Annotated in this window: 25 protein-coding genes; 10 read left to right on the forward strand and 15 right to left on the reverse strand. The window is 62.5% G+C overall.

Annotated elements, in window-relative coordinates; all coding sequences use genetic code 11:
- Positions 1 to 24: 24 nt before the first annotated feature.
- Together HX823_RS15225 and HX823_RS15230 are read left to right on the forward strand one after the other, a co-directional pair.
- Positions 25 to 531: an RNA polymerase sigma factor gene (locus HX823_RS15225; protein ID WP_016976147.1), complete on the forward strand. Its 507-nt coding sequence runs from the start codon at positions 25 to 27 to the stop codon at positions 529 to 531.
- Positions 528 to 1,265 carry an anti-sigma factor gene (locus HX823_RS15230; RefSeq protein ID WP_177075342.1) on the forward strand — a complete coding sequence of 246 codons (738 nt, stop codon included), beginning with the start codon at positions 528 to 530 and terminating at the stop codon, positions 1,263 to 1,265. The genes HX823_RS15225 and HX823_RS15230 overlap by 4 nt, the downstream gene beginning before the upstream one ends.
- Here HX823_RS15230 and HX823_RS15235 read toward each other — a convergent pair.
- From HX823_RS15235 to HX823_RS15265, 7 genes are all read right to left on the reverse strand, one after another.
- Positions 1,262 to 2,239: a spore coat U domain-containing protein gene (locus HX823_RS15235; RefSeq protein ID WP_038844079.1), complete on the reverse strand. Its 978-nt coding sequence runs from the start codon at positions 2,237 to 2,239 to the stop codon at positions 1,262 to 1,264. The two genes, HX823_RS15230 and HX823_RS15235, sit on opposite strands and share 4 nt — an antisense overlap.
- Entirely contained in the window at positions 2,236 to 4,530 is a 2,295-nt protein-coding gene (locus tag HX823_RS15240; protein ID WP_152514698.1) for a fimbria/pilus outer membrane usher protein, read from the reverse strand. Before HX823_RS15240 ends, HX823_RS15235 begins: the two co-directional genes overlap by 4 nt.
- Before the next feature lie 139 nt (positions 4,531 to 4,669).
- Complete coding sequence (locus tag HX823_RS15245; RefSeq protein WP_038844075.1) at positions 4,670 to 5,458, reverse strand: molecular chaperone; 789 nt, start codon at positions 5,456 to 5,458, stop codon at positions 4,670 to 4,672.
- Between the two features lie 25 nt (positions 5,459 to 5,483).
- Positions 5,484 to 5,972 carry a spore coat U domain-containing protein gene (locus tag HX823_RS15250; RefSeq protein ID WP_038844073.1) on the reverse strand — a complete coding sequence of 163 codons (489 nt, stop codon included), beginning with the start codon at positions 5,970 to 5,972 and terminating at the stop codon, positions 5,484 to 5,486.
- A 2-nt stretch (positions 5,973 to 5,974) separates the two neighbouring features.
- Positions 5,975 to 6,517 (reverse strand): spore coat protein U domain-containing protein, encoded by a 543-nt coding sequence (locus HX823_RS15255; RefSeq protein ID WP_025999725.1) that lies wholly within the window; start codon positions 6,515 to 6,517, stop codon positions 5,975 to 5,977.
- Positions 6,518 to 6,535: 18 nt separating this feature from the next.
- Complete coding sequence (locus HX823_RS15260; RefSeq protein ID WP_038844070.1) at positions 6,536 to 7,078, reverse strand: spore coat protein U domain-containing protein; 543 nt, start codon at positions 7,076 to 7,078, stop codon at positions 6,536 to 6,538.
- Complete coding sequence (locus tag HX823_RS15265; protein WP_177075423.1) at positions 7,072 to 7,560, reverse strand: spore coat U domain-containing protein; 489 nt, start codon at positions 7,558 to 7,560, stop codon at positions 7,072 to 7,074. Before HX823_RS15265 ends, HX823_RS15260 begins: the two co-directional genes overlap by 7 nt.
- Positions 7,561 to 7,784: 224 nt before the next feature.
- On the opposite strand from HX823_RS15265, the gene zapE reads away from it, so the two are divergent.
- Together zapE and HX823_RS15275 are read left to right on the forward strand one after the other, a co-directional pair.
- Positions 7,785 to 8,879, forward strand: coding sequence for a cell division protein ZapE (gene zapE / locus HX823_RS15270; protein ID WP_177075343.1), 1,095 nt, complete (start codon positions 7,785 to 7,787; stop codon positions 8,877 to 8,879).
- A 39-nt stretch (positions 8,880 to 8,918) separates the two neighbouring features.
- Positions 8,919 to 10,202 carry a protein kinase gene (locus tag HX823_RS15275; RefSeq protein WP_177075345.1) on the forward strand — a complete coding sequence of 428 codons (1,284 nt, stop codon included), beginning with the start codon at positions 8,919 to 8,921 and terminating at the stop codon, positions 10,200 to 10,202.
- A gap of 33 nt (positions 10,203 to 10,235) precedes the next feature.
- On the opposite strand, the gene HX823_RS15280 is transcribed toward HX823_RS15275, so the two are convergent.
- Both HX823_RS15280 and HX823_RS15285 read right to left on the reverse strand, forming a co-directional pair.
- Positions 10,236 to 10,943 carry a YebC/PmpR family DNA-binding transcriptional regulator gene (locus HX823_RS15280; protein ID WP_016976136.1) on the reverse strand — a complete coding sequence of 236 codons (708 nt, stop codon included), beginning with the start codon at positions 10,941 to 10,943 and terminating at the stop codon, positions 10,236 to 10,238.
- 99 nt (positions 10,944 to 11,042) lie between these two features.
- Positions 11,043 to 11,900 carry a LysR substrate-binding domain-containing protein gene (locus HX823_RS15285; RefSeq protein WP_016976135.1) on the reverse strand — a complete coding sequence of 286 codons (858 nt, stop codon included), beginning with the start codon at positions 11,898 to 11,900 and terminating at the stop codon, positions 11,043 to 11,045.
- Positions 11,901 to 12,010: 110 nt separating this feature from the next.
- On the opposite strand from HX823_RS15285, the gene HX823_RS15290 reads away from it, so the two are divergent.
- From HX823_RS15290 to HX823_RS15300, 3 genes are all read left to right on the forward strand, one after another.
- The gene (locus tag HX823_RS15290) at positions 12,011 to 13,132 is read left to right on the forward strand and encodes a 2-aminoethylphosphonate--pyruvate transaminase (protein ID WP_177075347.1); all 1,122 of its coding nucleotides are present in this window, start codon (positions 12,011 to 12,013) and stop codon (positions 13,130 to 13,132) included.
- Positions 13,129 to 13,956, forward strand: coding sequence for a phosphonoacetaldehyde hydrolase (gene phnX, locus HX823_RS15295; RefSeq protein WP_177075349.1), 828 nt, complete (start codon positions 13,129 to 13,131; stop codon positions 13,954 to 13,956). Before HX823_RS15290 ends, phnX begins: the two co-directional genes overlap by 4 nt.
- A gap of 114 nt (positions 13,957 to 14,070) precedes the next feature.
- On the forward strand, positions 14,071 to 14,664 hold the full coding sequence (locus tag HX823_RS15300) for a cytochrome b (RefSeq protein ID WP_177075351.1): 594 nt from the start codon (positions 14,071 to 14,073) through the stop codon (positions 14,662 to 14,664).
- Between the two features lie 44 nt (positions 14,665 to 14,708).
- On the opposite strand, the gene HX823_RS15305 is transcribed toward HX823_RS15300, so the two are convergent.
- Together HX823_RS15305 and HX823_RS15310 are read right to left on the reverse strand one after the other, a co-directional pair.
- Positions 14,709 to 15,593, reverse strand: coding sequence for a 1-aminocyclopropane-1-carboxylate deaminase/D-cysteine desulfhydrase (locus HX823_RS15305; protein ID WP_177075353.1), 885 nt, complete (start codon positions 15,591 to 15,593; stop codon positions 14,709 to 14,711).
- A gap of 57 nt (positions 15,594 to 15,650) precedes the next feature.
- A complete protein-coding gene (locus tag HX823_RS15310) occupies positions 15,651 to 17,690 on the reverse strand; it encodes an NADPH-dependent 2,4-dienoyl-CoA reductase (RefSeq protein WP_177075355.1) in 2,040 nt (679 codons plus the stop codon).
- Between the two features lie 211 nt (positions 17,691 to 17,901).
- On the opposite strand from HX823_RS15310, the gene HX823_RS15315 reads away from it, so the two are divergent.
- Positions 17,902 to 19,032: a carbon-nitrogen hydrolase family protein gene (locus HX823_RS15315; protein ID WP_177075357.1), complete on the forward strand. Its 1,131-nt coding sequence runs from the start codon at positions 17,902 to 17,904 to the stop codon at positions 19,030 to 19,032.
- On the forward strand, positions 19,029 to 20,057 hold the full coding sequence (locus tag HX823_RS15320; RefSeq protein ID WP_033903258.1) for an AraC family transcriptional regulator: 1,029 nt from the start codon (positions 19,029 to 19,031) through the stop codon (positions 20,055 to 20,057). The genes HX823_RS15315 and HX823_RS15320 overlap by 4 nt, the downstream gene beginning before the upstream one ends.
- Before the next feature lie 247 nt (positions 20,058 to 20,304).
- On the opposite strand, the gene HX823_RS15325 is transcribed toward HX823_RS15320, so the two are convergent.
- Both HX823_RS15325 and HX823_RS15330 read right to left on the reverse strand, forming a co-directional pair.
- Positions 20,305 to 21,078 carry a DUF2242 domain-containing protein gene (locus HX823_RS15325; protein WP_038844054.1) on the reverse strand — a complete coding sequence of 258 codons (774 nt, stop codon included), beginning with the start codon at positions 21,076 to 21,078 and terminating at the stop codon, positions 20,305 to 20,307.
- An 89-nt stretch (positions 21,079 to 21,167) separates the two neighbouring features.
- Positions 21,168 to 22,067: a LysR substrate-binding domain-containing protein gene (locus HX823_RS15330; protein WP_177075359.1), complete on the reverse strand. Its 900-nt coding sequence runs from the start codon at positions 22,065 to 22,067 to the stop codon at positions 21,168 to 21,170.
- Between the two features lie 119 nt (positions 22,068 to 22,186).
- Here HX823_RS15330 and HX823_RS15335 point away from each other — a divergent pair, with 119 nt between their 5' ends.
- The gene (locus HX823_RS15335; protein WP_177075361.1) at positions 22,187 to 23,392 is read left to right on the forward strand and encodes an MFS transporter; all 1,206 of its coding nucleotides are present in this window, start codon (positions 22,187 to 22,189) and stop codon (positions 23,390 to 23,392) included.
- Here HX823_RS15335 and HX823_RS15340 read toward each other — a convergent pair.
- A complete protein-coding gene (locus HX823_RS15340; RefSeq protein ID WP_177075363.1) occupies positions 23,339 to 23,863 on the reverse strand; it encodes a GNAT family N-acetyltransferase in 525 nt (174 codons plus the stop codon). The two genes, HX823_RS15335 and HX823_RS15340, sit on opposite strands and share 54 nt — an antisense overlap.
- 99 nt (positions 23,864 to 23,962) lie before the next feature.
- A complete protein-coding gene (locus tag HX823_RS15345; protein ID WP_038848425.1) occupies positions 23,963 to 25,837 on the reverse strand; it encodes a SurA N-terminal domain-containing protein in 1,875 nt (624 codons plus the stop codon).
- Positions 25,838 to 25,899 lie beyond the last annotated feature (62 nt).

The raw sequence follows: 25,899 nt of genomic DNA on the forward strand, positions 1-25,899 counted from the left end.
AGCGTAGTGACCAGCCAGATTCCCATGCATGAACTCGACGAACAGTTACGTGAACTCATCCCAAGGCTACGGCGCTTTGCCGTGTCCCTGACCCGTAACGCCAGCAGCGCCGACGACCTGGTGCAGTCGACCCTGGAACGGGCGATCATCAGTTGGGCCGACAAACGCGTCGAAGGCGACTTGCGCGCCTGGCTGTTTTCGATCCTCTACCGGCAGTTCCTCGACGCCCACCGCCGCACCCGCCGCTATGCGCGCATGCTGGAGTTCTTCACCGGGCGTGACGATGCACAGCCGTCGGTGGAACGCACGGTGATCGCCCAGTCGACCCTGCAAGCCTTCGATCAACTCAACACCGAGCAGCGTGCGCTGCTGCTGTGGGTTTCGGTCGAAGGCCTGAGCTACAAGGAAATCGCCGAGATCCTCGAGGTGCCCATCGGCACCGTGATGTCGCGCCTGTCCCGGGCACGCCAAGCCCTGCGTCAACTCAGTGATGGCGAAATTGCCAGCCCTTCCCTGCGGATACTCAAATGATCAGCCTGCCCCCCAGCGAACGCGATTTGCATGCCTACGTCGATCACCAACTGCTGGAGAGTGATCGCCGCGTGCTTGAAACCTACTTGGCGGCCCACCCGGACGTCGCCGCCCAGGTCCACGCCTGGCAACACGACGCGCAGTTACTGCGCGCTGCGCTGAGCGGTGCCCTGCAACAGCCGGCCAACCCGGACCTGGACCCGGCACTGATCCGCCAGCGCATCAAGCGCCAATCGCGCCGCCATCTGGCGACGGCCGCCGTGCTGCTGATCGCCGTCAGCCTCGGGGGAGTCGGTGGCTGGCACGTCCGTGAGGCCACCCAGCCTGCCCAACTGCCCATGGCCGATGCGATGCAGGCGTTCCGCCTGTTTGCCCAGGACGGCATCATGCCCGCCGACTATAAGGTGCAGGGCGGCGGCACGATGCAAGCCTGGCTCGACCGCTATTTCAACCAAGCGCATCGCCTGCCCGACTTGAGCGCCTCAGGATACACGCCGGTCAGCGGGCGCCTGCTCACCACCGAACAAGGCGCCGCCGCCATGGTGCTGTATGAAGACCCGCAAGGCCGGCGCATCAGTTTCTACATCCGCCCACCGGGACCGGAAAACGGTTTCCTGCCAAGGGGCAGCCGCAGTGCCGATGGCTTACAGGCGCAATACTGGTCGGGTGCTGGCTACAACTATGCGGTGGTCAGTCCGGTGGATCAGCCTGGCCCGCCGCAGCTGAAGTTCTAGAAACCGACGTCGAGCACCACGTTGTCCACGTAGGTGCCGCCGGGAGGCGTGGTCTGGTCGGTGTAGATCCGGGCGTTGTAGTTGAACACCTGGCTGCCGGTGCCCAGACCATTGCCGGGGTTGATCTCGGCTGTACTGCTGGCCCGACGAGCTGAACCGACACTGCCCCACCGGGTCGTGCCGGCGCTTTTGAAGATGTCATAGGCCAGGTAGTTGCTGCCCGAGATCATTCGCCGCCGACCGCCCACGCTGGCGGCGTTTTGGCCGTCGCTCAAGCCTACGGTGTAGGCACTGCCCTTGGTGCAGGCGATATTGATGGTCTGCCCGGTTACGGCGGTAAATCCGCTGATGACCGGGGCGCTGCCAAAGCTGATATTCGGCGCGGTGATCTGGCAGTCGTTGGTGACCGTCATGCTCACTGTCAGGCTCGCCACCGGCGGGTTGGAACTCTTGTCGCGCGCCAGGCACGCATTGCCCAGGCTCAGGAGTGAGCAGTAATCCCAACTCCAGACAATGTTCAAGGTCTCGGTATAGACCCCCGCCGCCACGTTGCTGCCGGTAATACTGCCGACATATAACGGCAGGGTTTTGGCACCGGGCCCGGCGACCAAGCCAAAGGACGAGGCAATGCCATTGGTACCAAAATCGAAAGCCACCCCGCGATTGATAGGGAAACTGGCGCTGTTATTGCCATAGATCGTGTAACCGATCACGTCTCCGGTCGGTCCCACCATACCTGACGTGGCAGAGGTAATAGTGGCAACGAAGTGGTCGCTGCCCGGCACCAGCGCGATCAGGGTCGGTGTGCAGCGCAGCCCGGCATTGGCAGTGGAACTGCCTTGCACCGTCGTGTTCACCGCCATTGAGCTGACGGAGCCAAAACTGACCGGCGCGGTCGCCACCACCGAGCAAGCGGCCGACGCACTACCGCAGAGCAGCAAACTGCCTATCAACGCAATGCGGCGCCCTCTCATTGGCACACCAACGGCCCAATCAACGGCACGCCCTGTTGTTGCTCGTCCATCTCGAACCGCGCCTGGCACGTACGCCCTTCACCCAACGTGACCTGCAACGTGTTATGGGCCGAGAGGTTTTCCAGGTACACCAGGCCATCCCAGCCCACCACCGCCTGCTGGCCGCTTTGCTCATGCACCACCAGACTGCCCAGGGGCAACTCCTGATGCTGGGTGTCCACCAGCGTGACACTGGCCGCGAGCACTCGACGCAATGGAAACTCCAGCAAGTAGCCGCTGCCACGGCGCACCGACACACGCTGCTCCACATTCGGGCTCTGCACGTTGAGCGGGAGGTTCAGCGGATCGATTTCATATTTGCCGCGGTAATACGCACTGCTCCAGGGCACCAGCAAGTGGCCGTTGCGATCGGTCTCGCCGACCAACTGGTTTTCATAGCGCACCGGAATCCCAGCGAAACCCTGGGTACTCACCACCACAAAGGCGTCGTTGATACGGTTGGCGGCAAACATATCGCCGCCCATCCACACCAGCGAGCCACTGGCATCCGCCCAGCGCGTCTCGGCGTCGCTGCTGCCATATACGCCGGCCTGCAACTGCACCGACTGCAAGCGCCAGGTCAGGTCGGCCTGCCGGTAGGTCGGGCCATCGCCCTGGGCATAACCGAGGTTGTAGCCCACCCCACCTTCGCTCGGCACCGCACGGCTGTAGTTGAGGCGCTGGCGGCTGGCGCCATCTTTGCTGCGCTCGGTACTCACGGCCAGGCTGCCGTTGAGGTCGAACGGGATTACCAGCTGCGCCTGCATCGCCCAGTTGCTGTCGCCGATCTCACGGTTGGCCGACAGGTAGAAACTGGTGTTGTGCCACAGCGGCTTGCTCCAACTCAGGTTGAGCAAGCGCGTGCGCGAATCGTCCGCTGCCTGCACGTCGAAGTAACCTACGCCCAGACTGCCGAAACGCTCAAGGTTGAGGCTCAAGGTCACCTGCTCACTGCGCTTGCTGAGACTGGCGTAAGGGGTGTCGACCAGGGTCAGGTCGGCGTACTCATCGCGCCGCTCGACCCGCTGGTACGACAGGCTGTAGCGCGTGCTGTTGTATGAATACCCCAGGCTCAGTTGCTGGCCGCTGCGCCCTTCGAACTGGCTTTGGCTGACGGCGGTGTTGAGCACGCCGAAGTTGCCCAGCCGCAAGTTGCCACCCAGGCCGCCGAGGGTCAGGTCACTGGACGCCTCGGCATGGCTTTCCAGGGTCAGGTTGTCGGAATAACCATAACGAAAGGTGCCGCTGGCCACGCCAGGCCCGTAGGCAAAATCTTTCAAGGTGTATTCCCGACGCAAGGAACCGGCGGCCACCGAGAAATCCGTCAGGCCTTTTTGCAGCAGCGAACTCGTCACATAAAACGGCACCGTGGTTGACACCTGGCGACCCAACGCGTCGGTGGTCACCACCACTGCCTCACCCGCACCATTGATAAACGGCACGTTGGTCAGGGTGTAAGGCCCTGGTTGCAGCAGTGCACTGTCGGATTTGTAGCCGTTGATAAACAGGTCCACCGAGGACGGCACGGCAGCTTCACCGGCAAATTGCGGCAAGGGGTAGGTCACCAGGTCCGGGCGCACGGCGAAGTCCCGTGAAAACTGCACACCGCCCAGGCGTACCGAGCTGCTCCAGGGCAAAGCACCGCTGATCACGTCACCGGCCTCGTAGGTCAGTAGCCGCTCATCATCGGAGAAACGCCAGGTTGTGTCGTAACGCCGGTAGCCATTGTTGAAGGTACTGCTGCTGACACCCTCGGCCAGGGTCTGGCGATACTGGCCGGTATTGGACAAGGTACCCCAGTTGTCGAACAGTCGCACTTCGTTCCAGGCGGCGAGGTAGCTGCCGCCTTCGTCAGTGTCGTTGAAGTACAGGTCATAGTTGAGCAAGGCGCCGAAACTGCTCATCGCCTGGGTACGGGGATAGGTGTTGCGGTTGCCGATGAATTGCTCCTTCAACCACGCCGGCGGCACATCCAGCAGCAGCCGCTGGCCGTTGCTGTCGTAATCACTGTGCAGGCCGGGGATCCGGTCCAGCGCCACGCTGCCGCTCAGTTCACCGGGCAGCGTCATGCCCACATCCTGCAACGCACTGGCGGGCACATAGAGCTGACCGGCGCGTTGATCGACCGCGATGACGCGGCCGGTGTCCATCTGATTGACCACCAGCTCCAGAAACAACTGTGCATCGGCGACAGCCTCCATACTGCTCGGCGGCGGTGGCAGGTCGCCAGCCACGCCCTGGGGCGCAACCATTGCGGCCCATAGCCCGCTTACCACTGCTACCGACGGCCATAGACGACGAGCCCGACCACGACTCACACATGGCGTTGTGTCCTTCAATGGACATCTCCATCCGCTTAAATCCCGGCGCTTCCCGCCCCGCTACACCCGGCTACCGCTTTGGCGCGAGGTTCTCCAGCTGTTGCGCACCGTTGATCCTGACCTGCAGGGGCTGGTCTGCCGACAGCCCATCCGGCACCGGCCAGCGCATGGTTGCGCCTGGCAAGACATAGCCGAGCAGGCCGTCCACCAAGGGCCGTGTCTGCCCGCCCTGCTTGAATGAAGCATCGGTGAGGCGCGCATGCACGGCGCCCTGGTTGCGTACTTCGAGATAGTTGCGCCCCGCCACCGTCACTTTCTGCCAACTCAAGTCCGGCTTGCCGGCGCCCTTGGGATCACGTTGGCGTGTGCTGTCCTCTTTGCTCCACAGCCCCGCGCCATAGGCGAACAGCGGCACCGAATAACGCATCTGAAAGCGAATGGCTGCTGCGGTGTTCTTGCCTTCAGGCGGCGTGGGCACCTGCAACGGTGAAGGAATTTCATCGATGATGATGCGGTAGGCCAACTCTTGCCCCGGTGGCACTTCACGGGTGCGGGTCAGGCGTACCAGTTGTTTTTGCCCCGGCTCGATGCGTGCCACGGGCGGGCTGCCGATCACATCGCGCTGGTTCTGGTATTGCTCGTCGTAGCCGCTCTGGCTCCACGCAAATACACGAATCTGCAGGCTCGCGGTTTCGCTCCCACGGTTTTCCAACCACAGCGCGCTGGCCTGTTGGTCAGCCTCCAGCACCGGGTCAATGGGCCAGATCAACACCGAGCTGGCCGCCTGCACAAACCCCGCCGTGCACGCGGCACTCAAGGCAATACCCGCGGCCCACAACCGCCGGGAAGGTGAACGCATAACCCCACTCCTTATACCGATAGCCTTACCACGTCAGCTGCACCTGCAGCGTGTCGCTGTATGTCCCCCCAGGCTGATTGCCCGGCAATTGCACCCGCCCGTAAATGGGCAGGTTGATGTTATTGGCATCGCTGTAGGCCACGTTGACGCTCTGGCCAATCCCCAGGCTTTGGCTGAACGCCGCGTCCCGAAACAGCTGGTAAGCCACCCGCGCGCTGCCGCTGTTGAGCTGCAAATTGCGCCCGGTGCTGCTGTGCAGGCCGCCGTCGACGCTCATGCTCAGCGTCACCCCCGGCGTGCATTGCAAGGTGACGCCCCCGGTCAGCGCCGCCGTGACTGTACTGGTGGCCAGGGCCGAATAACTGCCGTAGGTCAGCGCGCCGTAATTGGAGCCCCCGCCCACAATCAGGCAACCCGGTGTGATGGTCGCGCTCACCTGAAAGCTCTGGCTGGTCACCGCCGACAACGGCAGCGGCACCGCCAGCGCACAGGCCAGCAACGCTCTGAGCCACATCGCTAGAACGTCAGTTCCACAGCCACGGTGTCGGTGTAGGTGCCGGCTGGCAGCCCCGCCTTGCCCACCGCCCGACCGTAGAGGTTGACGGTCTGCGCCACGCCGGTACTGGTGGCGAGGGTGATCACGCCGTCAATCGCGAGCAGCGCGGAGTGGCCGCTGTCGGTGTAGAAGTCGTAGGGCACGAAGTTGCCCGCACCGTCGGCCAATGCACGGCTACCACCGGGAGAGGCACCGTCATGCGCACCCGCGCGCACCTTGACCGCTGGCGTGGTGCCGCTCGAACACAGGATCGACAGCGCCCCGCCGGTGCCGGTGCCGCCAAGCAATTGGGCATCGGCGTTGGTGAACAGGCTGTTGGTGGTGCCGAAGTTCAAGCTACCGAAGTTCAGCCCGGTCGCCGCCCCGGAACCGTTGACCTGGCAACTGGCGATCAATATCAGGCTGGAGGTGATCTGCCCGGTGACCGTGGTTGCCGCATTGAGGTTGGAGGCCATCGCCAGCCCCAGCGCGCAAGCGCCTAATCGCGAAACAAGTACATGCATGGTGTTCATCCTCTTGAGTTACCAGTCCAGTGTCACCGTCAACGTGTCGGTGTAGATCCCTGCCGGTAAGGCACTGGTATTTGCCACCACGGAGCCAAACACCGGGATCGGTATCTGGGTGCCCTTGGCCACGACAAAATTGCGTTGCTGGCCGATGCTGTAGGTGCTGCGGCCCTGTGGATCGGCGGACAGCCGATACGGAATCATCTGACGCCCATTGCTCAGGCGCCGCGTGGTGCCATCGCCGTTGGTGCCGCCGTCGATAGTCACGGTAAAGCTCGATACGGACGGGTTGCACGACACCGCCAACGGCGCTTTTTCGCCATCGGTGACGCCTGCGCCCAGCGTGTTGTTCCAGGTCGGGCCCTGGCTGCCGAAGTCGAGCATCGCCGTACCGCCCGTGGGGTTGACCGGCGCGCTCTCGACGCCTTTGCTCACTTCGCAACTGGCGGTGATCACCAGCCGCGCCTGGATAAACCCGGTCGCGACAGCCGCCTGCGCGTCATCCGCCAGCACCAGCAGGCCACCCATGGCCACAACGGCCAGATAGCGGCTTACCATGTGACCGTGACCTTGAGCAGGTCGGTGTAGCGGCCGACGGCGGGGATGTCCTTGAGCGGCTCGATGCGGCCATACAGCGGCAGGTCAACGAAGCCTGCGTCCGGCACGCGACCACTGATCGGCACATCCACCGGCAACGGCACGCGCCGCGCGGCGTCGGCATAAATACGATAGGGAATGGGTTTGATCGAAGGGGTGGCGCTGAGGTAACGCACTTCTCCGGTGCCGCCGTGCAGGCCGCCATCCACACGCACCTGATACGGCGTGTCGGGGTTGCACTCCAGGCGCGGCTGGCGCTGGCTGATCAGTGCCGCACTCAGGGGCCCGGCCGGGTCATCCAGACGCGCGCCGCTGCCGAAATCCAATACGCCAAGTTGCTCGATGCCAGCGCTGCGGGTGGTGCCCACCAGCTGGCAGCCCCGCTGCACGTCGATACGCACCTCCACCTGGAGTTGTGCACCTAAAGCCGTGCTGCAGAGCATCGCGCCCATGACTGCCAATACTGCTCGTCCCTTCACTGCCCCAAATCCTTGTACAGGGGTGACTGCTGTGTAGGAGGTTAGTCACTCAGCGAGAAACTGCCAGTCTGGGCAGGTTTACAACCGTGACATGCCTTTTCGAGATGGCATGCAGCGCCCTTCTCTATTGGTCAAAACGCAGCCATCGCCCTAAAGTGGGCGACCACCGAAACACAGAGTGATTTGCATTGGCCGCGTTTTCCCTGATCCGTCGCCTGCTCGGTAAGAAAACCGACGCCCTCGACGCCTCGCCCATCCCCGCGTTCTTCCAGCAAAGAGCCGAGCAACAGGGGTATACCCTCAGCGCAGGGCAAACCCGAGCCATCGCTGCCCTGGCCCGAGAAACCCGCCTCCTGCTCGCCGGCCAGCCCACCCGGAGCCTGTACCTGCACGGGCCGGTGGGACGCGGCAAAAGCTGGTTGCTGGACGGGTTCTTCCAGGCGTTACCAATGGCCGAGAAGCAGCGCGTGCACTTCCATGATTTTTTCGCCCAACTGCATCGCGGCATGTTCACGCATCGTGAGCACAACGATGCGCTGGCCGTGACCCTCGATGAACTGCTGACGGATTGCCGAGTGCTGTGTTTTGACGAGTTTCACGTCCACGACATCGGCGACGCCATGCTGATCACGCGGCTGTTCAAAGCCTTGTTCCAACGCGGCGTGCTGGTGCTGGTAACGTCCAACTATGCGCCACAGGGGCTTCTGCCCAACCCGCTGTACCACGAGCGCTTCAAACCGGTGATCGACCTGATCGATGCACGCATGGAGGTGCTGGAAGTCAGTTCGCCCCAGGATTTTCGCAGCCTGCCCCAGGCCCAGAGCGCACAACGCTTCACCAGCGGTCAGTACGTTTGGCCAGGCAAGGCGAGCCAGCGCGAAGCCTTGGGTCTTCCCGCTGCCGACTGCCCGCCGCAGCCCCTGGCCGTCGGCAACCGGACCTTGATCTGCCGCCGCCACGCAGGCCGCTCCATCGCGTTCACCTTCAGCGATCTTTGCGAGCAATTGACCGCAGTCATGGACTACCTGCTGCTGTGCCAGGACTACGATCACTGGATGATCGACGGCCTGCCGCAACTGGCGGACTGCCCGATCGCCGTGCAGCAACGCTTTATCAACCTGGTGGATGTGCTCTACGACCGCGACAAGCACCTGATATTGATCGGCGAGCAGCCCCTCACGATTGCCCTGGGCGGCCAGGCTATCGACCTCGCCCGCACCGCCAGCCGTCTGGGACAATTGCAACAGGCTGACCCGCAACCCGCGCACGAACCGGTATCATGAGCGTCATTTACGCCTTCTAGCCGAGTGACCGCGCCGTTCATGCATACCCTCGCCCAACTCAAGGCCGGCCAATTGGCCGGTATCACCCGCCTGGATCTGTCCTGCGGGCTGACTGAATTCCCTCGGGAAATCTTCGAACTGGCCGACTCCCTGGAGATCCTCAACCTCAGCGGTAACGCCCTGAGCCAACTGCCCGACGACTTGCACCGCCTGCCCCACCTGCGCGTGCTGTTCTGCTCGGACAACCGGTTCACCGAATTGCCGGCAAGCCTTGGCCAATGCGCCAAGCTGAGCATGATCGGCTTCAAGGCCAACCAGATCAGCTACGTGCCCCCCGCCGCGTTGCCGCCGTTGTTGCGCTGGTTGATCCTGACCGACAACCATATCAGCGAACTTCCCGAAGAACTGGGCAAGCGACCGCTCCTGCAAAAACTGATGCTGGCCGGCAACCAACTGGCGCACCTGCCGGCAAGTCTGGCCGACTGCCACAATCTTGAATTGCTGCGCATCGCCTCCAACCGCTTCACCCAATTGCCGGATTGGCTGCTGGCACTGCCGAGCCTGACCTGGCTGGCCTATGCCGGTAACCCCGTGGAAATGGCCGTGGACGTAACGACCGATGACGCCACGCCGAATATTCCCTGGTCCGAACTGGAACTGGCCGAAGTCCTCGGCGAAGGCGCTTCCGGCGTTATCCGCAAAGCCCTGTGGAAACCGTCAGGCCAGCCCGTTGCGGTCAAACTCTATAAAGGCAGCATCACCAGCGACGGCTCGCCGCTGCATGAAATGCAGGCCTGCATCGCCGCCGGGCTGCACCCCAACCTGATCAGGGTAGAGGGCCGCGTGGTCGGCCACCCGGATGAACAGGCCGCACTGGTCATGGACCTGATCGACCCGAGCTACCACAACCTCGCGGCCCTGCCGAGCCTGGCGTCGTGCACCCGCGACATCTATGAACCGGCTACGCGCTTCAGCCTGGAAGTGGCACTGCGCATAGCGCGAGGTATCGCGTCGGTTGCCGCGCACTTGCACCGGCACGGCATCACCCATGGCGACCTGTATGGCCACAACATTCTGTGGAATGCAGCCGGCGACTGTTTGCTGGGGGATTTTGGCGCGGCGTCGTTCCATGCCACGGCGGATAGCGTGGAAACCAGGGCGTTGCAGCGGATTGAAGTGCGGGCGTTTGGGATTTTGCTGGGGGAGTTGTTGGAGCGGGTTGAGGATCAGGTAAGTGATGGGCTGGTCGCGCTGCAAATACGCTGCTGTCAGCCCGATGTGTTGGCGCGGCCGGGGTTCGACGAAATAACGCAGACCCTGTAGGAGCCCGGCGGGCCGGACTCCCGAGAGGATTTTTTAGCCCGCCAACCCGACAAACATATCCTGCACGTCATCATGGTTGTCCAAGCCTTCGAGGAAGGCTTCAACCTCGGCCATCTGCTCATCGCTCAAACCGCTCACCGGGTTTTTCGAGAGGTAGCCCAGCTTGGCCGACAGCACGGTGAAACCCTGCTCCGGCAAGGCTTTTTGTACGGCGTCGAGGTCGGTGGTCTCGGTGATGAACAGGGTAGTGCCTTCTTCTTCACCCTCTTCGAAATCCTGGGCACCGGCTTCGATGGCGGCCATTTCCGGATCGGCGTCCGGGCTGTCCGGCGAGGCTTCGATCAGGCCGACGTGGTTGAAGTCCCAGGCCACGGAGCCGGAAGCGCCCAGTTGGCCCTTGCGGAAGGCCACGCGGATTTCCGCCACGGTGCGGTTGATGTTGTCGGTCACGCACTCGACGATCAGCGGCACCTGGTGCGGCGCGAAGCCTTCATAGGTGACGCGGTGGTATTGCACGGTTTCGCCGAGCAGACCGGCGCCTTTCTTGATGGCGCGGTCCAGGGTTTCCTTGGGCATCGAGGCCTTTTTGGCCTGTTCCACCACCAGACGCAGGTGGGCGTTGGTGGAGGTGTCGGCGCCGTTGCGGGCGGCGATGGTGATTTCTTTCACCAGCTTGCCGAAGATCTTGCCCTTGGCATTGGCTGCCGCTTCTTTATGTTTGACTTTCCACTGTGCGCCCATGACTCACTCTCTTTTGTCCATCGCGCCCAAACGTCTACTGGCCGGCGCTTTGGGGGCAGAGTTTATAGCGCAAAAACGCAACGTTCCACCAAAAAACCGTCAGGGCGCCAACTCGAAAAACGCCTGAATCAGGCGCAGCGAGCGGCGCCGCTCCATGCAGCCGAGCATGTGCCGGTTCACCAGCCCATCGCCCTGGACCGGCACCGCACGCACGCGCGGGTCCGGACTGACCTCCATGGACGACACCACGCCTACGCCCAACTCAGCGGCGACGGCTTCGGTCACCGCTTCACGGCTGTCCAACTCCAGTAGCACCTTGGGCTGTACGCCGGTTGCGGCACAGGCGTCATCGAACGTACGCCGGGTGATGGAACTGGGCTCGCGCAGCACCATGATCACCTCATTGAGCTGCTCCAGGCGGATCCCCTTGGGCAGCGCCGCCCACGGGTGACTGGCCGGCACCAGCGCGCAAATCCGCGATTCGTTCAAGGGTTGCAGATGCAGGCCGTTGCGCGGCTCCACCTCGGTAAGCACTGCCACATCCGCATGCTCGGACAACAGCGCCGCCAAGGTTTCCTGGGCATTGCCCAAGCGCAGGTTCACGGTGATGCCGGGGTAGCGCGCGCGCAAGCTGGCGATCATCGGCATGACCAGATGCGGGCCATCCGCTGCAACTTCGAGACGCCCGGTGAGCAATTGGCGATTGGCCTCCAGCATCGTTTGCGCTTCGTCCACCAGGCCGAAGATGGCCCGGGTGATCGCCGCCAACCGCGCGCCCTCTTCGGTCAACTCCACGCGCCTGGCGGTGCGGCGCAGCAACGGAATCTGGTAGTGCTCTTCCAGCGCCTTGATATGCCCGGTCACCGCCGGCTGGCTGATGAACAGCCGCGCCGCCGCACGGGTAAAACTGCCCTCGCGGGCCACGGCATCGAACGCACGCAATTGAAACAGGTTCATAGCTATCGGCCTCACTGATAGCTCGCATAACAACAAACAATTTGATTGATGACAAGCCAAACTGCAATTTAGGCGCCGTAGATTCATCCGATGCTTCGCGAGGACTTGTAATGACGACGCCCATCCTGCTCACGCCCGGCCCGCTGACCACCTCCGCCCGCACACGCCAGGCCATGATGGTGGATTGGGGCTCCTGGGACGACCGCTTCAACCAGCTCACCGCCAGCGTCTGCGAGCAGTTGCTGGCAATCATCGACGGCGCGGCCAGCCACCACTGCGTACCGTTGCAAGGCAGCGGCACCTTCGCCGTTGAAGCCGCCATCGGCACCCTGGTGCCGCGCAACGGCAAGGTGTTGGTGTTGGTCAACGGCGCCTACGGCAAGCGCCTGGCGAAAATCTGCGAAGTGTTGGGTCGCGAGTTCAGCACCTTTGAAACCGCCGAGGACCAACCCACCACCGCCGCCGATGTGGACGGTCTGCTGCAAGCCGACCCGGCCATCACCCACGTCGCGCTGATCCACTGCGAAACCAGCACCGGCATCCTCAACCCCCTGGCCGAGATCGCCCAGGTCGTGAAAACCCACGGCAAGCGCCTGATCATCGATGCCATGAGTTCCTTTGGTGCGCTGCCGATCAATGCCCGCGACGTGCCGTTCGATGCGCTGATCGCCGCGTCAGGCAAGTGCCTGGAAGGCGTACCGGGAATGGGTTTTGTCTTCACCGATAAACAGGCACTGGCGGCGGCCCAAGGCAATTGCCACTCCCTGGCGATGGACCTGTTCGACCAGCACGCCTACATGGCCAAGACCGGCCAATGGCGTTTCACCCCGCCGACCCATGTGGTGGCGGCCCTGCACGAAGCACTGCTGCAATACGCCGAGGAAGGCGGCTTGCCCGCCCGTCATCAACGCTATGCACGCAACTGCCAGGCACTGCTCGACGGCATGGCCGAATTGGGCCTGCGCAGCTTCCTGCCGGCGCAAATCCAGGCGCCGATCATCGTCACCTTCCACGCCCCACAACACCCGCGCTACCAGTTCAAGGACTTCTACGAACGGGTCAAGGCCAAGGGCTTCATCCTGTATCCGGGCAAGTTGACTCAGGTGGAAACCTTCCGCGTGGGCTGCATCGGGCATGTGGATGCAGCCGACATGCACGCCGCCGTCACCGCCATCGCCGACGTACTGCACGCCATGGGCATCACCCTTTCTTCTTCCGGAGCACACGCATGAACTATCAGAACCCCAACACCCTGCAAGCGGTGATCCTCGACTGGGCCGGCACCGTGGTCGATTTCGGCTCTTTCGCTCCCACGCAGATCTTCGTCGAGGCTTTTGCCGAGTTCGACGTGCAAGTCTCCATCGAAGAAGCCCGTGGCCCGATGGGCATGGGCAAGTGGGACCACATCCGCACCCTTTGCGACCAACCGCAGGTTGCCGAACGCTACCGCAAGGCCTTTGGCCGCACGCCGACCGATGACGACGTTACCGCCATCTACCAGCGCTTCATGCCGTTGCAGATCGAGAAGATCGCCGAACACTCGGCGCTGATCCCCGGCGCCCTCGACACCATTGCCCGGCTGCGTGTGCAAGGCATCAAGATCGGTTCCTGCTCCGGCTACCCCAAGCAAGTCATGGATAAAGTCGTCGCCCTGGCCGCCACCAACGGCTACATCGCCGACCACGTGGTTGCCACCGATGAAGTGCCCAACGGTCGCCCCTGGCCGGCCCAGGCCCTGGCCAACGTGATCGCGCTGGGTATCGATGATGTGGCGGCGTGCGTGAAGGTCGACGACACCGTGCCGGGTATCCTCGAAGGCCGTCGCGCCGGCATGTGGACCGTGGCCCTGACCTGCTCCGGCAATGCGCTGGGCCTGACCTACGAACAGTTCCGCAGCTTGGACACCGCGACCCTGGCCAGCGAGCGCCAACGCGTCGAGGCGATGTTCGAAGGCTCGCGCCCGCACTACCTGATCGACACTCTCAATGACCTGCCTGCGGTCATCAGCGACATCAACGCACGACTGGCCCGTGGGGAAATGCCGCAGAGCCACTGACCGAGGTCAAAACCACGGCATTTACGCCAGGCAAACCGCTCAAAACCGGCATACAGTTAAAGGACTCCATCACCAAAGAATGGAGGTTTGCCCTGATGAGTGAGGAAACCAGCGATGCCGTGGAAAAACTCCGATACACGTTACAGCACCATGTCGATCGCGTTGCACTGGTTGATGGTGGTGCTGCTGGCGGTGGTCTACGCCTGCATTGAATTACGCGGCCAGTTTCCCAAAGGCAGCGGTGCGCGGACGTTGATCGTCGAGATGCACTTTATGTTCGGCCTCACGGTGTTTGTGCTGGTGTGGTTGCGGTTGTTCGCACGCAGCCTTGGCGTGGCGCCGAAGATCGTACCGGCACCGCCGCAATGGCAGAGCCTGTTGGCGACCCTAATGCACGTCGCGCTCTACGCGTTGATGATCGGCATGCCGATTGCCGGTTGGCTGATCGTCAGTGCCGAGGGGCATTCGGTGATGTTCTACGGGATGGAATTGCCGCCGTTGATTGGTGAGAACAAGGCACTGGCCAAGGAGATCGAAGGCTGGCATGTGTGGTTCGGCAAGGTCGGTTATTGGCTGATCGGGCTGCATGCGCTGGCGGGGATTGCCCACCACTATGTGTTGCGCGATAACACTGCCTTGAGAATGATGCCAGGTGGGAGCGGGCTTGCTCGCGAAGGCGGCGTATCAGTCAAAAAATATGTCGACTGACACACCGCATTCGCGAGCAAGCCCGCTCCCACAGGGGATCTGCGCTAGGCTGTGATACCCCGGTTGCCCTGAAGGCCGCCGGTGTGGACGAAGATCAGGCGAGTGCCGGGGGTGAAGCGCCCGGCCTCGATCTGTTGCTTCAATGCGAGTAAGGCCTTGCCGGTGTAGAGCGGCTCCAAGGGCAAGCCGCAGGCTTGTTGCGTGGCGTCGATGAAGTCGAGCAGTACCGGGTCGACGTTGGCGAAGCCACCTCGGCTGGCGTCCAGCAGCTCATAGCCGCCCTGCACAAGGGCGTCGACGTTCTGTGCCACGCCGTGGTCATCCGGCACCGCCATGGCGCCATACACCGGGTGCGCGCCCGCTTCCGCCAGCACCAAACCGGCCAAGGTCGTCCCCGTACCCACCGCCAACCACCACGCGTCGTAATCCGCCCAGCCCAGCGTGGGTAACTGCGCGCGAGCCTGCTCGACCAGCACACCACAGCCTATGGCACCGGCAAGCCCGCCACCGCCTTCGGGCACGGGATGGAGATCGGGATATTGCTCGCGCCAAGGTTGCCAAAAGCCCGGCTCATGCCGCGCACGATAGCCGCCATACCCCAGCCAATGCAGCTGCATGCCGAAGGCTTTCAGGTCTTGGATTGTGGGAGTGTCTTGAGGATGCCCGCGCAGCAGGCCAACCGTGGGAAAACCGAAACGTTTGCCCGCCGCCGCCAGCGCATGCAAATGGTTGGAGTAGGCACCGCCCAGGCTGATGACGCCGCGAGCGTTTTGCGCCCGCGCCAAGTGCCCGGTGAGCTTGAACCACTTGTTGCCGCTGATGAGCGGGTCGATGCGGTCCAGGCGCAACACGGCCAGCTCGACACCTCCCAGCCAATCCAGGCGCAAAGGTTCAAGCGGTGCGTGGGGCAGCCAATCGAAGGGACCCATTGGGAGGGACCTGCATGAAAAACGGGGCGGTAGTCTAACACCGCCCCGCTTCGGGTCTTACAGCTCGGCGGCGAGGCGCGAGCCCTGGTTGATGGCGCGCTTGGCGTCCAGCTCGGCCGCCACGTCGGCGCCGCCGATCAGGTGCACGTTCTGGCCGGCCGCGACCAGGCCGTCCTGCAATTCGCGCAGCGGGTCCTGGCCGGCGCAGATGACGATGTTGTCCACCGCCAGCACCTGGGGTTCGCCTTCGGCGCCAATGCGGATGTGCAGGCCTTCATCATCGATCTTCAGGTACTCGACACTGTTGAGCATCTGTACCTGTTTGTTCTTCAAGCCGGTGCGGTGGATCCAACCGGTGGTCTTGCCCAGGCCGTCGCCGACCTTGGAGGCCTTGCGCTGCAGCAGGAACACTTCACGCGCCGGGGCATGCACATGGGCCTTGATCCCGGCCACGCCGCCTCGCGCTTGCAGCTGGGTGTCGATGCCCCATTCCTTCCAGAACGCTTCGCGGTCCAGGCTGGTGGACACGCCCTGGTGCACGAGGAATTCCGAGACGTCGAAACCGATGCCGCCGGCACCGATCACCGCGACGCGCTTGCCCACCGGCTTGCGCTCCAGGATCACATCCAGGTAGCTCAGCACCTTGGCATTGTCGATGCCTGGAATCGCCGGGGTACGCGGCGCAATGCCGGTGGCGAGGATGATCTCGTCATAACCACCTGCCGTGAGTTGCGCCACATCCACACGGGTGTCGAGGCACAGTTCGACGTGGGTGGTCTGCAATTTGCGCTTGAAGTAGCGCAGGGTTTCGAAGAACTCTTCCTTGCCCGGCACACGCTTGGCGATGTTGAACTGGCCGCCGATTTCACTGGCGGAATCGAACAGGGTCACCTGATGCCCGCGCTCTGCCGCCACCGTGGCAGCCGCCAGGCCCGCAGGACCGGCACCCACCACGGCGATCTTCTTGATCTGTTTGACCGGCAGGTAATTGAGTTCAGTCTCGTAGCACGCCCGAGGGTTGACCAGGCAGGTGGTCAACTTGCCGCCGAAGGTATGGTCCAGACAGGCCTGGTTGCAACCGATGCAGGTGTTGATCTCATCGGCACGCCCGGCGGCAGCCTTGTTGACGAAGTCCGGGTCGGCCAGGAATGGCCGCGCCATGGAGACCATGTCGGCGTCGCCTTCGGCAAGGATTTGCTCGGCGATTTCCGGGGTGTTGATACGGTTGGTGGTGATCAGCGGAATCTGCACCGCACCGCGCAGCTTGGCGGTGACTTTGCTGAATGCGCCACGGGGCACCTTGGTCGCGATGGTCGGAATGCGTGCTTCGTGCCAGCCGATCCCGGTGTTGATGATGGTCGCGCCGGCACCTTCGATGGCCTTGGCCAGTTGCACGATTTCTTCCCAGGTGCTGCCGCCTTCCACCAGGTCGAGCATCGACAGGCGGAAGATAATGATGAAGTTCGGGCCCACGGCCTCACGCACACGACGCACGATGTCCACGGCCAGGCGCATGCGGTTTTCGTAGCTGCCACCCCAACGGTCGGTGCGGTGGTTGGTGTGGGCCGCGAGGAATTGGTTAATGAAATAACCTTCGGAACCCATGATTTCCACGCCGTCATACTCAGCCACCTGGGCCAGCAGCGAGCAGGTAACGAAATCCCGGATCTGCTTTTCGATGCCCTCTTCGTCCAGCTCCTTGGGCTTGAACGGGTTGATCGGCGCCTGGATCGCGCTCGGTGCTACCTGCTTGGGGCTGTAGGCATACCGGCCGGCGTGGAGGATCTGCATGCAGATCTTGCCGCCGGCTTCGTGCACGGCCTGGGTCACGATCTTATGTTTCTGCGCTTCTTCGTCAGAGGTCAGCTTGGCCGCACCGGCATACACACCGCCCTCATCATTCGGGCCGATGCCGCCAGTGACCATCAAGCCCACGCCGCCACGGGCGCGCTCGGCAAAGTAAGCCGCCATGCGTTCGAAACCGCCGGGCTTTTCTTCCAGGCCGGTGTGCATCGAACCCATCAGGGTACGGTTGCGCAAGGTGGTAAAACCCAGGTCCAACGGGGCCAGCAGGTGCGGGTAGGCAGCAGCGGTCATGGTCAAGCTCCACAACGGATCATCACGGGACGTGGAAGGCTCGAATGGCCTGCCATCGGTTTATGTCCCACAGACTAAGAGGCGGTGGACGACGGCTCAATGACCGAAACTGACAAGTTATTGATCCAAATGCACAGCGCCCCTTGGCAAGCCCGTCCATGGGCCCTACCCTAGTGGCGAACCCTGCACACGGTCTGTTGTCTGTTGCCCCATGCGTAAACTTCTCGCTTTTACCGTCACCATGGCCCTGGTTGCCGCCGTCGCCGCGTATCTGGTCTGGACCCAGGAGCGCCCCGTGGCGCATTACCTGTCGGACCTGCGCATCACCCTCGCCGTCAACGAAGGCCTGCCGGCCGACCGAGGCAACCTGCTGGGCATCCAGCCGGAGCTGTTCCCCGCCGATTACCAGAGCCTGGAACGGCTGCACTTGAAGCTCGCGGCCTACCTGCAAAAAGCCCGCGACCAGGGGCTGATCAACGACAAGACCATCGTGGTGCTGCCTGAACACATCGGCACCTGGCTGATGCTCACCGGCGAAAAGAACGAGGTGTACCAAGCCCTCCACGCCAAGGATGCGATGAACTGGCTGTCGGTGAGTAACCCGCTGCTGTTCGCCCGCGCCTGGATAAGCGCCACCGGCGACAACCGCACGGACGACGCCTATCTGCGCATGAAAGCCGACGGCATGGCGCGGGACTACCAAGTCTTGTTCGGTGGCCTGGCCAAGGAGTTCGGGGTCACGTTGGTGGCCGGTTCCATCACCCTGCCCAACCCGAGTGTCAGCCAGGGCCAACTGCGCGTCGGCCATGGCGCCTTGTACAACGCCAGCGTGGTGTTTGCCGCCGATGGCTTGCCGATCGGCGATCCGCAGCGCCAGCTTTACCCGATCTATGACGAGCGCGGCTTTATCGAGCCGGGTGATGAAAACGTCGTCAGCGTGGTCGATACCCCGGCTGGCCGCTTGGGTGTACTGGTGGGCAGCGACAGCTGGTACCCGGACAACTACCGCAAACTCAACGAACAAGGCGCCCAGCTGATTGCAGTGCCGGCCTTTGTGCTGGGCCGCGATACCTGGAACCGCCCTTGGCGCGGCTTCAAAAGCGTGTCCACGCCGACCGAAATCAGCCTCAAGCCCGAAGAACTCAGTGAGGGCGAAGCCTGGCGTCGCTTGACCCTGATCAGCCAGCCCCCGGTCAGCCAGGCCAGCGCCGGCATGAGTGTGTTCCTGCGGGGCCAGTTCTGGGACCTGGGCACGGCCGGGCACAGTTTTCTCAGCAGCAACGGGCAAGTCAACGCCGATGGCGAAGCCCGTGGCGCGCGCCTGTTGAATATCTGGCTGTGAAGCCCGTACGGCTGGGAGATTTGTCGGTGGGCTTCGTGCACACCCTGGCGGATGCCATTCACAGCCACGGCCTGGACCCGCAACCGCTGCTGCTGCAATACGGCCTCGACCCGGCACGCCTCGCTGAAGCGGGTGCCCGCCTGTCGATCCCGCGCTATATGCGCCTGGGCCATGCCGCCATCCAACTGACCGGCGACGCGGGCCTGGGCCTGCGCATGGGCCAGCTCAGCCGTTTGAGCCAGGCCGGGCTGGCGGGCGTCACTGCCGCGCAAGCGCCTAACGTACGCGAGGCGGCGCGCGCATTGACTCGCTTCGAAGCGCTGTACGGCTCCAATTATCGAGGGCAGTCGAGCTTTGCCGAAGATGCCGAAGGCGCCTGGTTGCGGTTCTATTCCATCAGCCCCTACAACGCCTACAACCGCTTTGTGGTGGACTCGATCATCGCCGGCTGGCTGCATCAACTGTCGAGCCTGGCCCAGCAACCGGTGCAGGCGCAGCGCATCGACATCGAGTTCGAGGCACCGGAATACAGCGATCAGTACAGCGTGCTGGGAGACATCCACTTCGGTGCCGAGGCCAACCAACTGCGCCTCAACCAGCAGACGTTGGCCCTGCGCAACCCACAGCATTGCCCCAGCACCTGGAACCTGTTGTTACAACTTTGTGAGAGAGAGTTGGAGCAATTGACCCGCACCCGCAGCCTGCGCGAGCGCATTACCCGCTTGCTCGGGCCCATGCTCAATGGCGGCCGGGAACCCGACCTGGAAGAAGTGGCGGCACGCTTGAAGCTGCCCACCTGGACGCTGCGCCGCAAACTGGCCGACGAAGGCACTCAGTTCCGCGCGATTCTCAATGACACCCGCCGCGACCTGGCCATGACCTACATCCGCGATACGGAACTGGCGTTCGGCGAGATCGCCTACTTGCTCGGTTTTGCCTCGGCCCAGGCGTTTCAACGGGCCTTCAGGCGATGGAACAACCAGACCCCAGGGGAATTTCGCCGCAGTCAGCGGCATTCCGCCTGAAGTCGGTATTACAGCTCTGTAGCGTCGTCAGCCGGTTCCAGCGGGTCCAACTCAATCGCGTGGTACTCCAGCAGTTCTTCCTGATAATCGTCCATGGTGGACTCCTTCTTGAGTTAAGAGTGGCTGCAGGTAAATGACCTGCATCACCAGCCTAAAGTGCCGTCATGACGAAAAAATGTCGGCGTCATGACGTTCCTGCACTCAAGTATCAAACGTAGCAGCGTTGTGCGGATTTAGCCTCACCGAATTACTGCGCGGGTGTCGGCAGCGGTGGAATCGCTTCCGTCGGCGGTGGCAGGTCCGGGTTGCTGGTGGCCGGTGCAGGCTCGGCCTGCGGCGCAATCGGCGCAGCCTCGACGGGTGGTGCTACCGGCTGTGAAACAGCGGGCTCTTCCTTCGCAGGCTCGACCTTCTCGGCGGCGGGTGCGGCTTTAGGTTCCGGCACGCCGAGCTCAGCCTTGGGCTTCTCGGGAATGTTCTCGGCCTTCTTCACCTCTTGCGGCAGGAACACGTCCACCAGCGCGAAGTAACGCTCGTAGAACTTCGGCGCCGACACCGTCTCGCTGGCCACCTTCACCATGGAGTCATCGGTGGAGCCGATCGGCATCGACACCGAACCCAGCACGCCCACCCCCAGGCTCGCGGAGTTGTTGACCTTCTTCAGCGCATAGCGATCCTGCAGGGCGTTGGCGAACATCGTCGAATGCTGGGTGCCTTTGCCATCATCGGCACACACCACGTTGAAGCTGATCTGCAGATGGGTCTCGCCGGTCTGCTGGAAGCTCTTGTTGCCCACCACCAGTTTCGGATCGCTGCTGGTGATGATGTAGCCCTGGCTCAGCAAGGCACGTCGCGCGGCTTCGCACGCTGCGACGTCAGTGACCGGGTAATCCCGGGAAAACGTACCGGAGTCGTCGAAATTCTCATGTTCATAAATGGCGGTCTTGGGTGACGAGCAGCCCGCGGCGCCCGCCAGCACCAGCGCCAGCCCGAGGCTACGCAAGTGAAATGATGTCGACATTGAAAATCCTGAGGAAAACGGTCCGGGCGGTATTGTGCAACAGAACGCTGCCTTGGCGCGCGCATTCCTGTCGGTAAAACGTCACAGCCTTACACGACGCCGCCCGTAGGAAACAGCCCAGCACACATATGATCAATAAACACGCGCAGTTTGGCCGAGGCATGGCGACTTGATGGCCATAACATCCAGAAACTACCCCGGTGCTCCAGGTAATCATCCAGCACCCGCTGCAGACGTCCTTCGTTCACCGCCTGATTGACCATGTAGTCCGGCAGACAGGCGATACCCAGGCCTTCGTGCACCACGTGGTTGAGGGATTCAATCGTGGTGCTTACCAGCGGGGCGCGCAAAACGGGATCCGAGGTGCCGGGGACAAGTCGCAGCGGCCAGTGCTCCAGTTTGCCGGTCGCGCAAAACTTGTGGCGCAGGCAGGCATGCTCGCTCAACTGCTGCGGCTGCTGCGGTGTGCCGTGCTGGCGAAAATACCCTGGTGTTCCCACCAGCACCAACTGGTAATGCCCCAGGTGACGAGCCATCAGCCGAGAGTCTTCTGGCTTGCCGGTGCGAATCACCGCGTCGAACCCTTCCTCGATCACATCCACCATGCGGTCGGAAAAATCCACATCCAACTCAATCTCAGGATAGGCGCGCATGAAGTCGCTGATCACCGGCATCAACAGGCCACGCACTTGCGGCACGCTGATGCGCAACTTGCCGCGCGGCGTGGCACTGGCTTCGGTCAGCTCCCGCTCGGCGGCCTCGACCTCAGCCAGGATGCGCCGCGAGCGCTCAAGGAACAGCGCACCTTCGCCGGTCAAGGTGATGCTGCGGGTGCTGCGGTGAAACAACCGCACGCCCAGGCGCTCTTCCATCCGCGCAATGCTTTTGCCGATGGCTGAAGACGATACGCCCAGCACACGCCCGGCAGCGGTGAAGCTGCGGGTCTCCGCCACCTGCACGAAGACGGAAAGGCTACCCAGGCTGTCCATGAAAAAGTCCTCGATGATTGCGGACGTTGAAGTCCGATAAGTTCGGAACCTTAGCCTGTTTTTCCGCCGACCACAGCCCCCTACCCTGCCTGCTTGCCCTTTTGCATGGATAGAGCACGATGACCTCCCTTACCGATTCCCCCGTGAACGTCCAGCGGGAAACGCTGCCATTGGGTGGCCTGCTGGCCTTGGCCAGCGCCGGTTTCATAACCATCCTCACCGAAGCCATGCCCGCCGGTCTCTTGCCACAAATGGGCGAAGGCTTGGACGTGTCACCCGCACTGGTTGGACAATTGGTCACGCTGTACGCCCTCGGATCACTGCTGGCGGCCATCCCGCTGACGCTGTTGACCCGAGGCTGGCGACGCCGCCCTCTGCTGCTTATCGCCATTGCCGGCTTTGCTTTGGTCAACAGCGTGACCGCCCTTTCCAGCCACTACGGGCTGACCCTCGTCGCACGCTTCTTCGCCGGCGTGTTTGCCGGGCTGCTGTGGGCACTTCTGGCGGGTTATGCCAGCCGGATGGTGGCACCTCATCTGCAAGGTCGCGCGATTGCGGTGGCCATGCTTGGGGCACCGTTGGCGCTGTCACTGGGCGTGCCCGCCGGCACCTTTCTGGGGGCCACGGTCGGCTGGCGCCTGAGCTTTGCGATCATGACAGGGCTGACATTAGTGCTCTTGGTATGGGCGCGTTGGCAACTGCCGGATTTCGCGGGCGAACCGGCTGGAAAACGCCTGGGCCTGCACCAAGTGCTGGCCTTGCCGGGGATTCGTCCGGTGCTGTGGGTGACCTTGACCTACGTATTGGCCCACAACGTTCTGTACACCTATATCGCGCCGCTGCTGGTGCCAGCCGGCATTGCTGCGGATATCGACCGAGTGCTGTTGGTGTTCGGCCTCGCCGCTTTGTTGAGCATCTGGCTGGCCGGCGTGCTGATTGATCGATGGCTGCGCGCACTGCTGCTGATCAGTTGCGCACTGTTTGGCGTGATTGCCTTGGCACTGGCCTTCTGGATGAACGTGCCCGCTGTCATCTATCTCGCCGTCGCGTTGTGGGGCCTGGCGTTCGGCGGGCTGCCTGCCTTGCTGCAAACAGCGCTAGCCAAATCAGCAGGTGAGTCGGCGGACGCCGCCCAGTCGATGCTGGTGACCGTGTGGAACCTCGGGATAGCAGGTGGTGGGCTGGCGGGCGGCGTGTTGCTTCAGGGCTGGGGCGTCACCGCATTTCCGTGGGCAATTGTGCTACTGATGCTACTGGCACTGATCGGGGCCTCACAGGTCGCGTCCCAACAACTGGCCCGGCCATCCTTCCAGCTCGAACGTTGAGAGACGCTGATACCCGCACGCTTCATAAAACCGCACAAGCTCCCCCGTGCCACCGGCATAGCAGTCCACTCGCAGGCGCCTCGCTCCAGCAGCACGGGCTTGGTCGTCAGCGAAGGCCAGCAGCCGTCGACCCAGCCCACGGGCACGCACGTCACGCGCGGCGATCAGCAATCGCACATAGACTTCCGGCTCGCAGGCTGCCGGCACGTAAGGCATCGGCTCGCCCAGCACCAGTGCCGCCAGGATAAGCCCGTCTGGCGCCTCGACTACCCAAGCACCCGGCAACACGCAAGCCTGCGTGACTTGCTCGACTCGCCGTGGCAGTGCCGACCAGGGCTCAGTGCCCCATTGAGCGGTATTGCCCCTACTCACGAACCAGGCGATCACACCATCAAACACCTGCAACACTGCCGGGACATCCGCTGCACTCGCGCGACGGATCACCCACGCTTCTATTCCTTGAATCGACACGCTTGAAACTCCCTGGCTGGCGTTAACGAGCGACGAGTCTAGCGCACATAAAAAAGCCCCCGGTCTTTTCAGGCCGGGGGCTTTTTGTTCAAACCGACATCAGAACTTCTTGATGTCAGCCTTGGTTTCCAACTGCTTGCGGTAGGCCGCGAAGTCCTGCTGGCCAACACGGGAGGCGAGGAAGCGGCGGTATTGCGCCTTTTCTTCGTCCGTTGGGGCAGCAGCTTCGTTGACACCGTTCAAGCGCACGATCACCAGGCTACCATCTGCCAGGGTCACAGTGGTGAAGGTCGGCTTGTCCTTGGCCGCAGGCTTGGGCATGCGGAACAGGGCTTGCAGCACCGCAGGGTCGATCGCTTCCTGGCCACGGGTGGCCGCTTCAGTGACTTTCCACGCCTGGCCGTCGACCGGCTGATTCAGCGCAGTCTTGCCATCACGCAGGCTGGCGATCAATTCGTCAGCATGAGCCTTGGCAGCCGCGCTGGCGCGCTCCTTGGCCATCTGCGTGCGAATCGCCGCATTGACGCTTTCCAGCGGCAGTTGCGAAGGCTTCAGATGCTCCTTGGCACGCAGCACGATGATGGTTTCCGGGTCCAGTTCGATGGCGGTGCTGTTGGCACCTTCATCCAGTACTTCCGGGCTGAACGCTGCGGTGACCACGGCACGGTTGGCCGCAACACCTTCGCCACCTTCACGGCCAAACGGCGCGGAGGTGTGAACGGTCAGTTTCAGGTCAGATGCCGGCTGGGCCAGGTCAGACGCTTCGAATGCCGCATCTTCCAATTGCTTGGTCGCTTCGACAAAACGTTGCTCAACCTGCTGGGTCTTGAGCTCTTTGGTCAGCTTGTCTTTCAGGCTGGCAAACGTCGGCACTTGCGGTGCTTCAACGCCCAACAGCTTGATCAAGTGCCAACCGAAGGTGCTGCGTACCGGTGCCGAGACCTGGTCTTTGTTCAACGCGTACAAGGCAGTTTCGAAGTCTGGGTCATAGACGCCAGGGCCGGCAAAGCCGAGATCGCCGCCACTGTTGGCCGAACCCGGATCCTGGGAGAACTCCTTGGCCAGGGCTTCGAACTTCTCACCCTTGGCCAGGCGCGCCTGGATTTCTTCGATCTTGGCCTTGGCTTGCGCGTCGGTGACCTTGTCGTTGACTTCGATCAGGATGTGCGCGGCACGACGCTGTTCAGCGAGGTTGGCGGTTTCTTTCTGATAGGCCGCCTGCAGCTCTTCGTCCTTCACGGCAACCTGGTCGAAGAAGGAAGACTTCTTCAGTTCCAGATAGTCGATGACCACTTGGTCCGGGGTCATGAACTCTTTGGCGTGCTGGTCGTAGTAAGCCTTGACCTCCTCGTCGGTGAGTTTCACCGCGTCAGGGTTGGCCTTGATGTTGACGGTCGCGAAGTCGCGGGTCTGTTTTTCCAGACGCGCAAATGCCAGCACTTCGGCATCGGTGACGAAACCGCTGCCAGCAATACCTGCGCGAACCTGACCGATCAGCATTTCCTGGGTCAGCATCTGACGGAACTGCATACGGCTGTAGCCCAGTTGACGGATCACCTGGTCAAAGCGTTCGGCGTTGAACTTGCCGTCCACCTGGAATTCCGGTGTCTGCAGGATTACCTGGTCCAGCGCAGCTTCAGAAAAGCCAAACTTGGAGTCAGCCGCACCTTGCAGCAACAGCTTGCGATCGATCAGACCCTTGAGGGCCGCTTCGCGCAGCAGTTTTTCATCCAGCAGGGAGGCATCGAAATCCTTGCCCAGCTGTTGCATCAGCTGGCGACGTTGCATGTCGACGGCCTGGCTCAGTTCGGTCTGGGTGATTTCTTCACCGTTGACCTTGGCCACGTCCTGCTTACTGTTACCCGAAGCCTGGAAAATGGCCTCGATACCGGTGAACGCCATCAATGCGACGATGATCCCGATAATGGTCTTGGCAATCCAGCCTTGTGAATTGTCCCTGATATTTTGCAGCATGCGTCCCCCAGAAACGGTTGAACTTCAAGAATAGGCAACCGTGGAGCGTGGGTAGAGTACGG

This window comes from Pseudomonas sp. P7759, assembly GCF_013386445.1.
In the GTDB taxonomy this organism is placed as follows: Bacteria; Pseudomonadota; Gammaproteobacteria; order Pseudomonadales; family Pseudomonadaceae; genus Aquipseudomonas; species Aquipseudomonas azotoformans_A.

Coding starts and splice junctions, on each gene's coding strand:
- HX823_RS15225 (WP_016976147.1), top strand. CDS start 25: ATGCATGAACTCGACGAACAGTTACGTGAACTCATCCCAAGGCTACGG.
- HX823_RS15230 (WP_177075342.1), top strand. CDS start 528: ATGATCAGCCTGCCCCCCAGCGAACGCGATTTGCATGCCTACGTCGAT.
- HX823_RS15235 (WP_038844079.1), bottom strand. CDS start 2,239: ATGAGAGGGCGCCGCATTGCGTTGATAGGCAGTTTGCTGCTCTGCGGT.
- HX823_RS15240 (WP_152514698.1), bottom strand. CDS start 4,530: ATGGTTGCGCCCCAGGGCGTGGCTGGCGACCTGCCACCGCCGCCGAGC.
- HX823_RS15245 (WP_038844075.1), bottom strand. CDS start 5,458: ATGCGTTCACCTTCCCGGCGGTTGTGGGCCGCGGGTATTGCCTTGAGT.
- HX823_RS15250 (WP_038844073.1), bottom strand. CDS start 5,972: ATGTGGCTCAGAGCGTTGCTGGCCTGTGCGCTGGCGGTGCCGCTGCCG.
- HX823_RS15255 (WP_025999725.1), bottom strand. CDS start 6,517: ATGCATGTACTTGTTTCGCGATTAGGCGCTTGCGCGCTGGGGCTGGCG.
- HX823_RS15260 (WP_038844070.1), bottom strand. CDS start 7,078: ATGGTAAGCCGCTATCTGGCCGTTGTGGCCATGGGTGGCCTGCTGGTG.
- HX823_RS15265 (WP_177075423.1), bottom strand. CDS start 7,560: ATGCTCTGCAGCACGGCTTTAGGTGCACAACTCCAGGTGGAGGTGCGT.
- HX823_RS15275 (WP_177075345.1), top strand. CDS start 8,919: ATGCATACCCTCGCCCAACTCAAGGCCGGCCAATTGGCCGGTATCACC.
- HX823_RS15280 (WP_016976136.1), bottom strand. CDS start 10,943: ATGGGCGCACAGTGGAAAGTCAAACATAAAGAAGCGGCAGCCAATGCC.
- HX823_RS15285 (WP_016976135.1), bottom strand. CDS start 11,900: ATGAACCTGTTTCAATTGCGTGCGTTCGATGCCGTGGCCCGCGAGGGC.
- HX823_RS15290 (WP_177075347.1), top strand. CDS start 12,011: ATGACGACGCCCATCCTGCTCACGCCCGGCCCGCTGACCACCTCCGCC.
- phnX (WP_177075349.1), top strand. CDS start 13,129: ATGAACTATCAGAACCCCAACACCCTGCAAGCGGTGATCCTCGACTGG.
- HX823_RS15300 (WP_177075351.1), top strand. CDS start 14,071: ATGCCGTGGAAAAACTCCGATACACGTTACAGCACCATGTCGATCGCG.
- HX823_RS15305 (WP_177075353.1), bottom strand. CDS start 15,593: ATGGGTCCCTTCGATTGGCTGCCCCACGCACCGCTTGAACCTTTGCGC.
- HX823_RS15310 (WP_177075355.1), bottom strand. CDS start 17,690: ATGACCGCTGCTGCCTACCCGCACCTGCTGGCCCCGTTGGACCTGGGT.
- HX823_RS15315 (WP_177075357.1), top strand. CDS start 17,902: ATGCGTAAACTTCTCGCTTTTACCGTCACCATGGCCCTGGTTGCCGCC.
- HX823_RS15325 (WP_038844054.1), bottom strand. CDS start 21,078: ATGTCGACATCATTTCACTTGCGTAGCCTCGGGCTGGCGCTGGTGCTG.
- HX823_RS15330 (WP_177075359.1), bottom strand. CDS start 22,067: ATGGACAGCCTGGGTAGCCTTTCCGTCTTCGTGCAGGTGGCGGAGACC.
- HX823_RS15335 (WP_177075361.1), top strand. CDS start 22,187: ATGACCTCCCTTACCGATTCCCCCGTGAACGTCCAGCGGGAAACGCTG.
- HX823_RS15345 (WP_038848425.1), bottom strand. CDS start 25,837: ATGCTGCAAAATATCAGGGACAATTCACAAGGCTGGATTGCCAAGACC.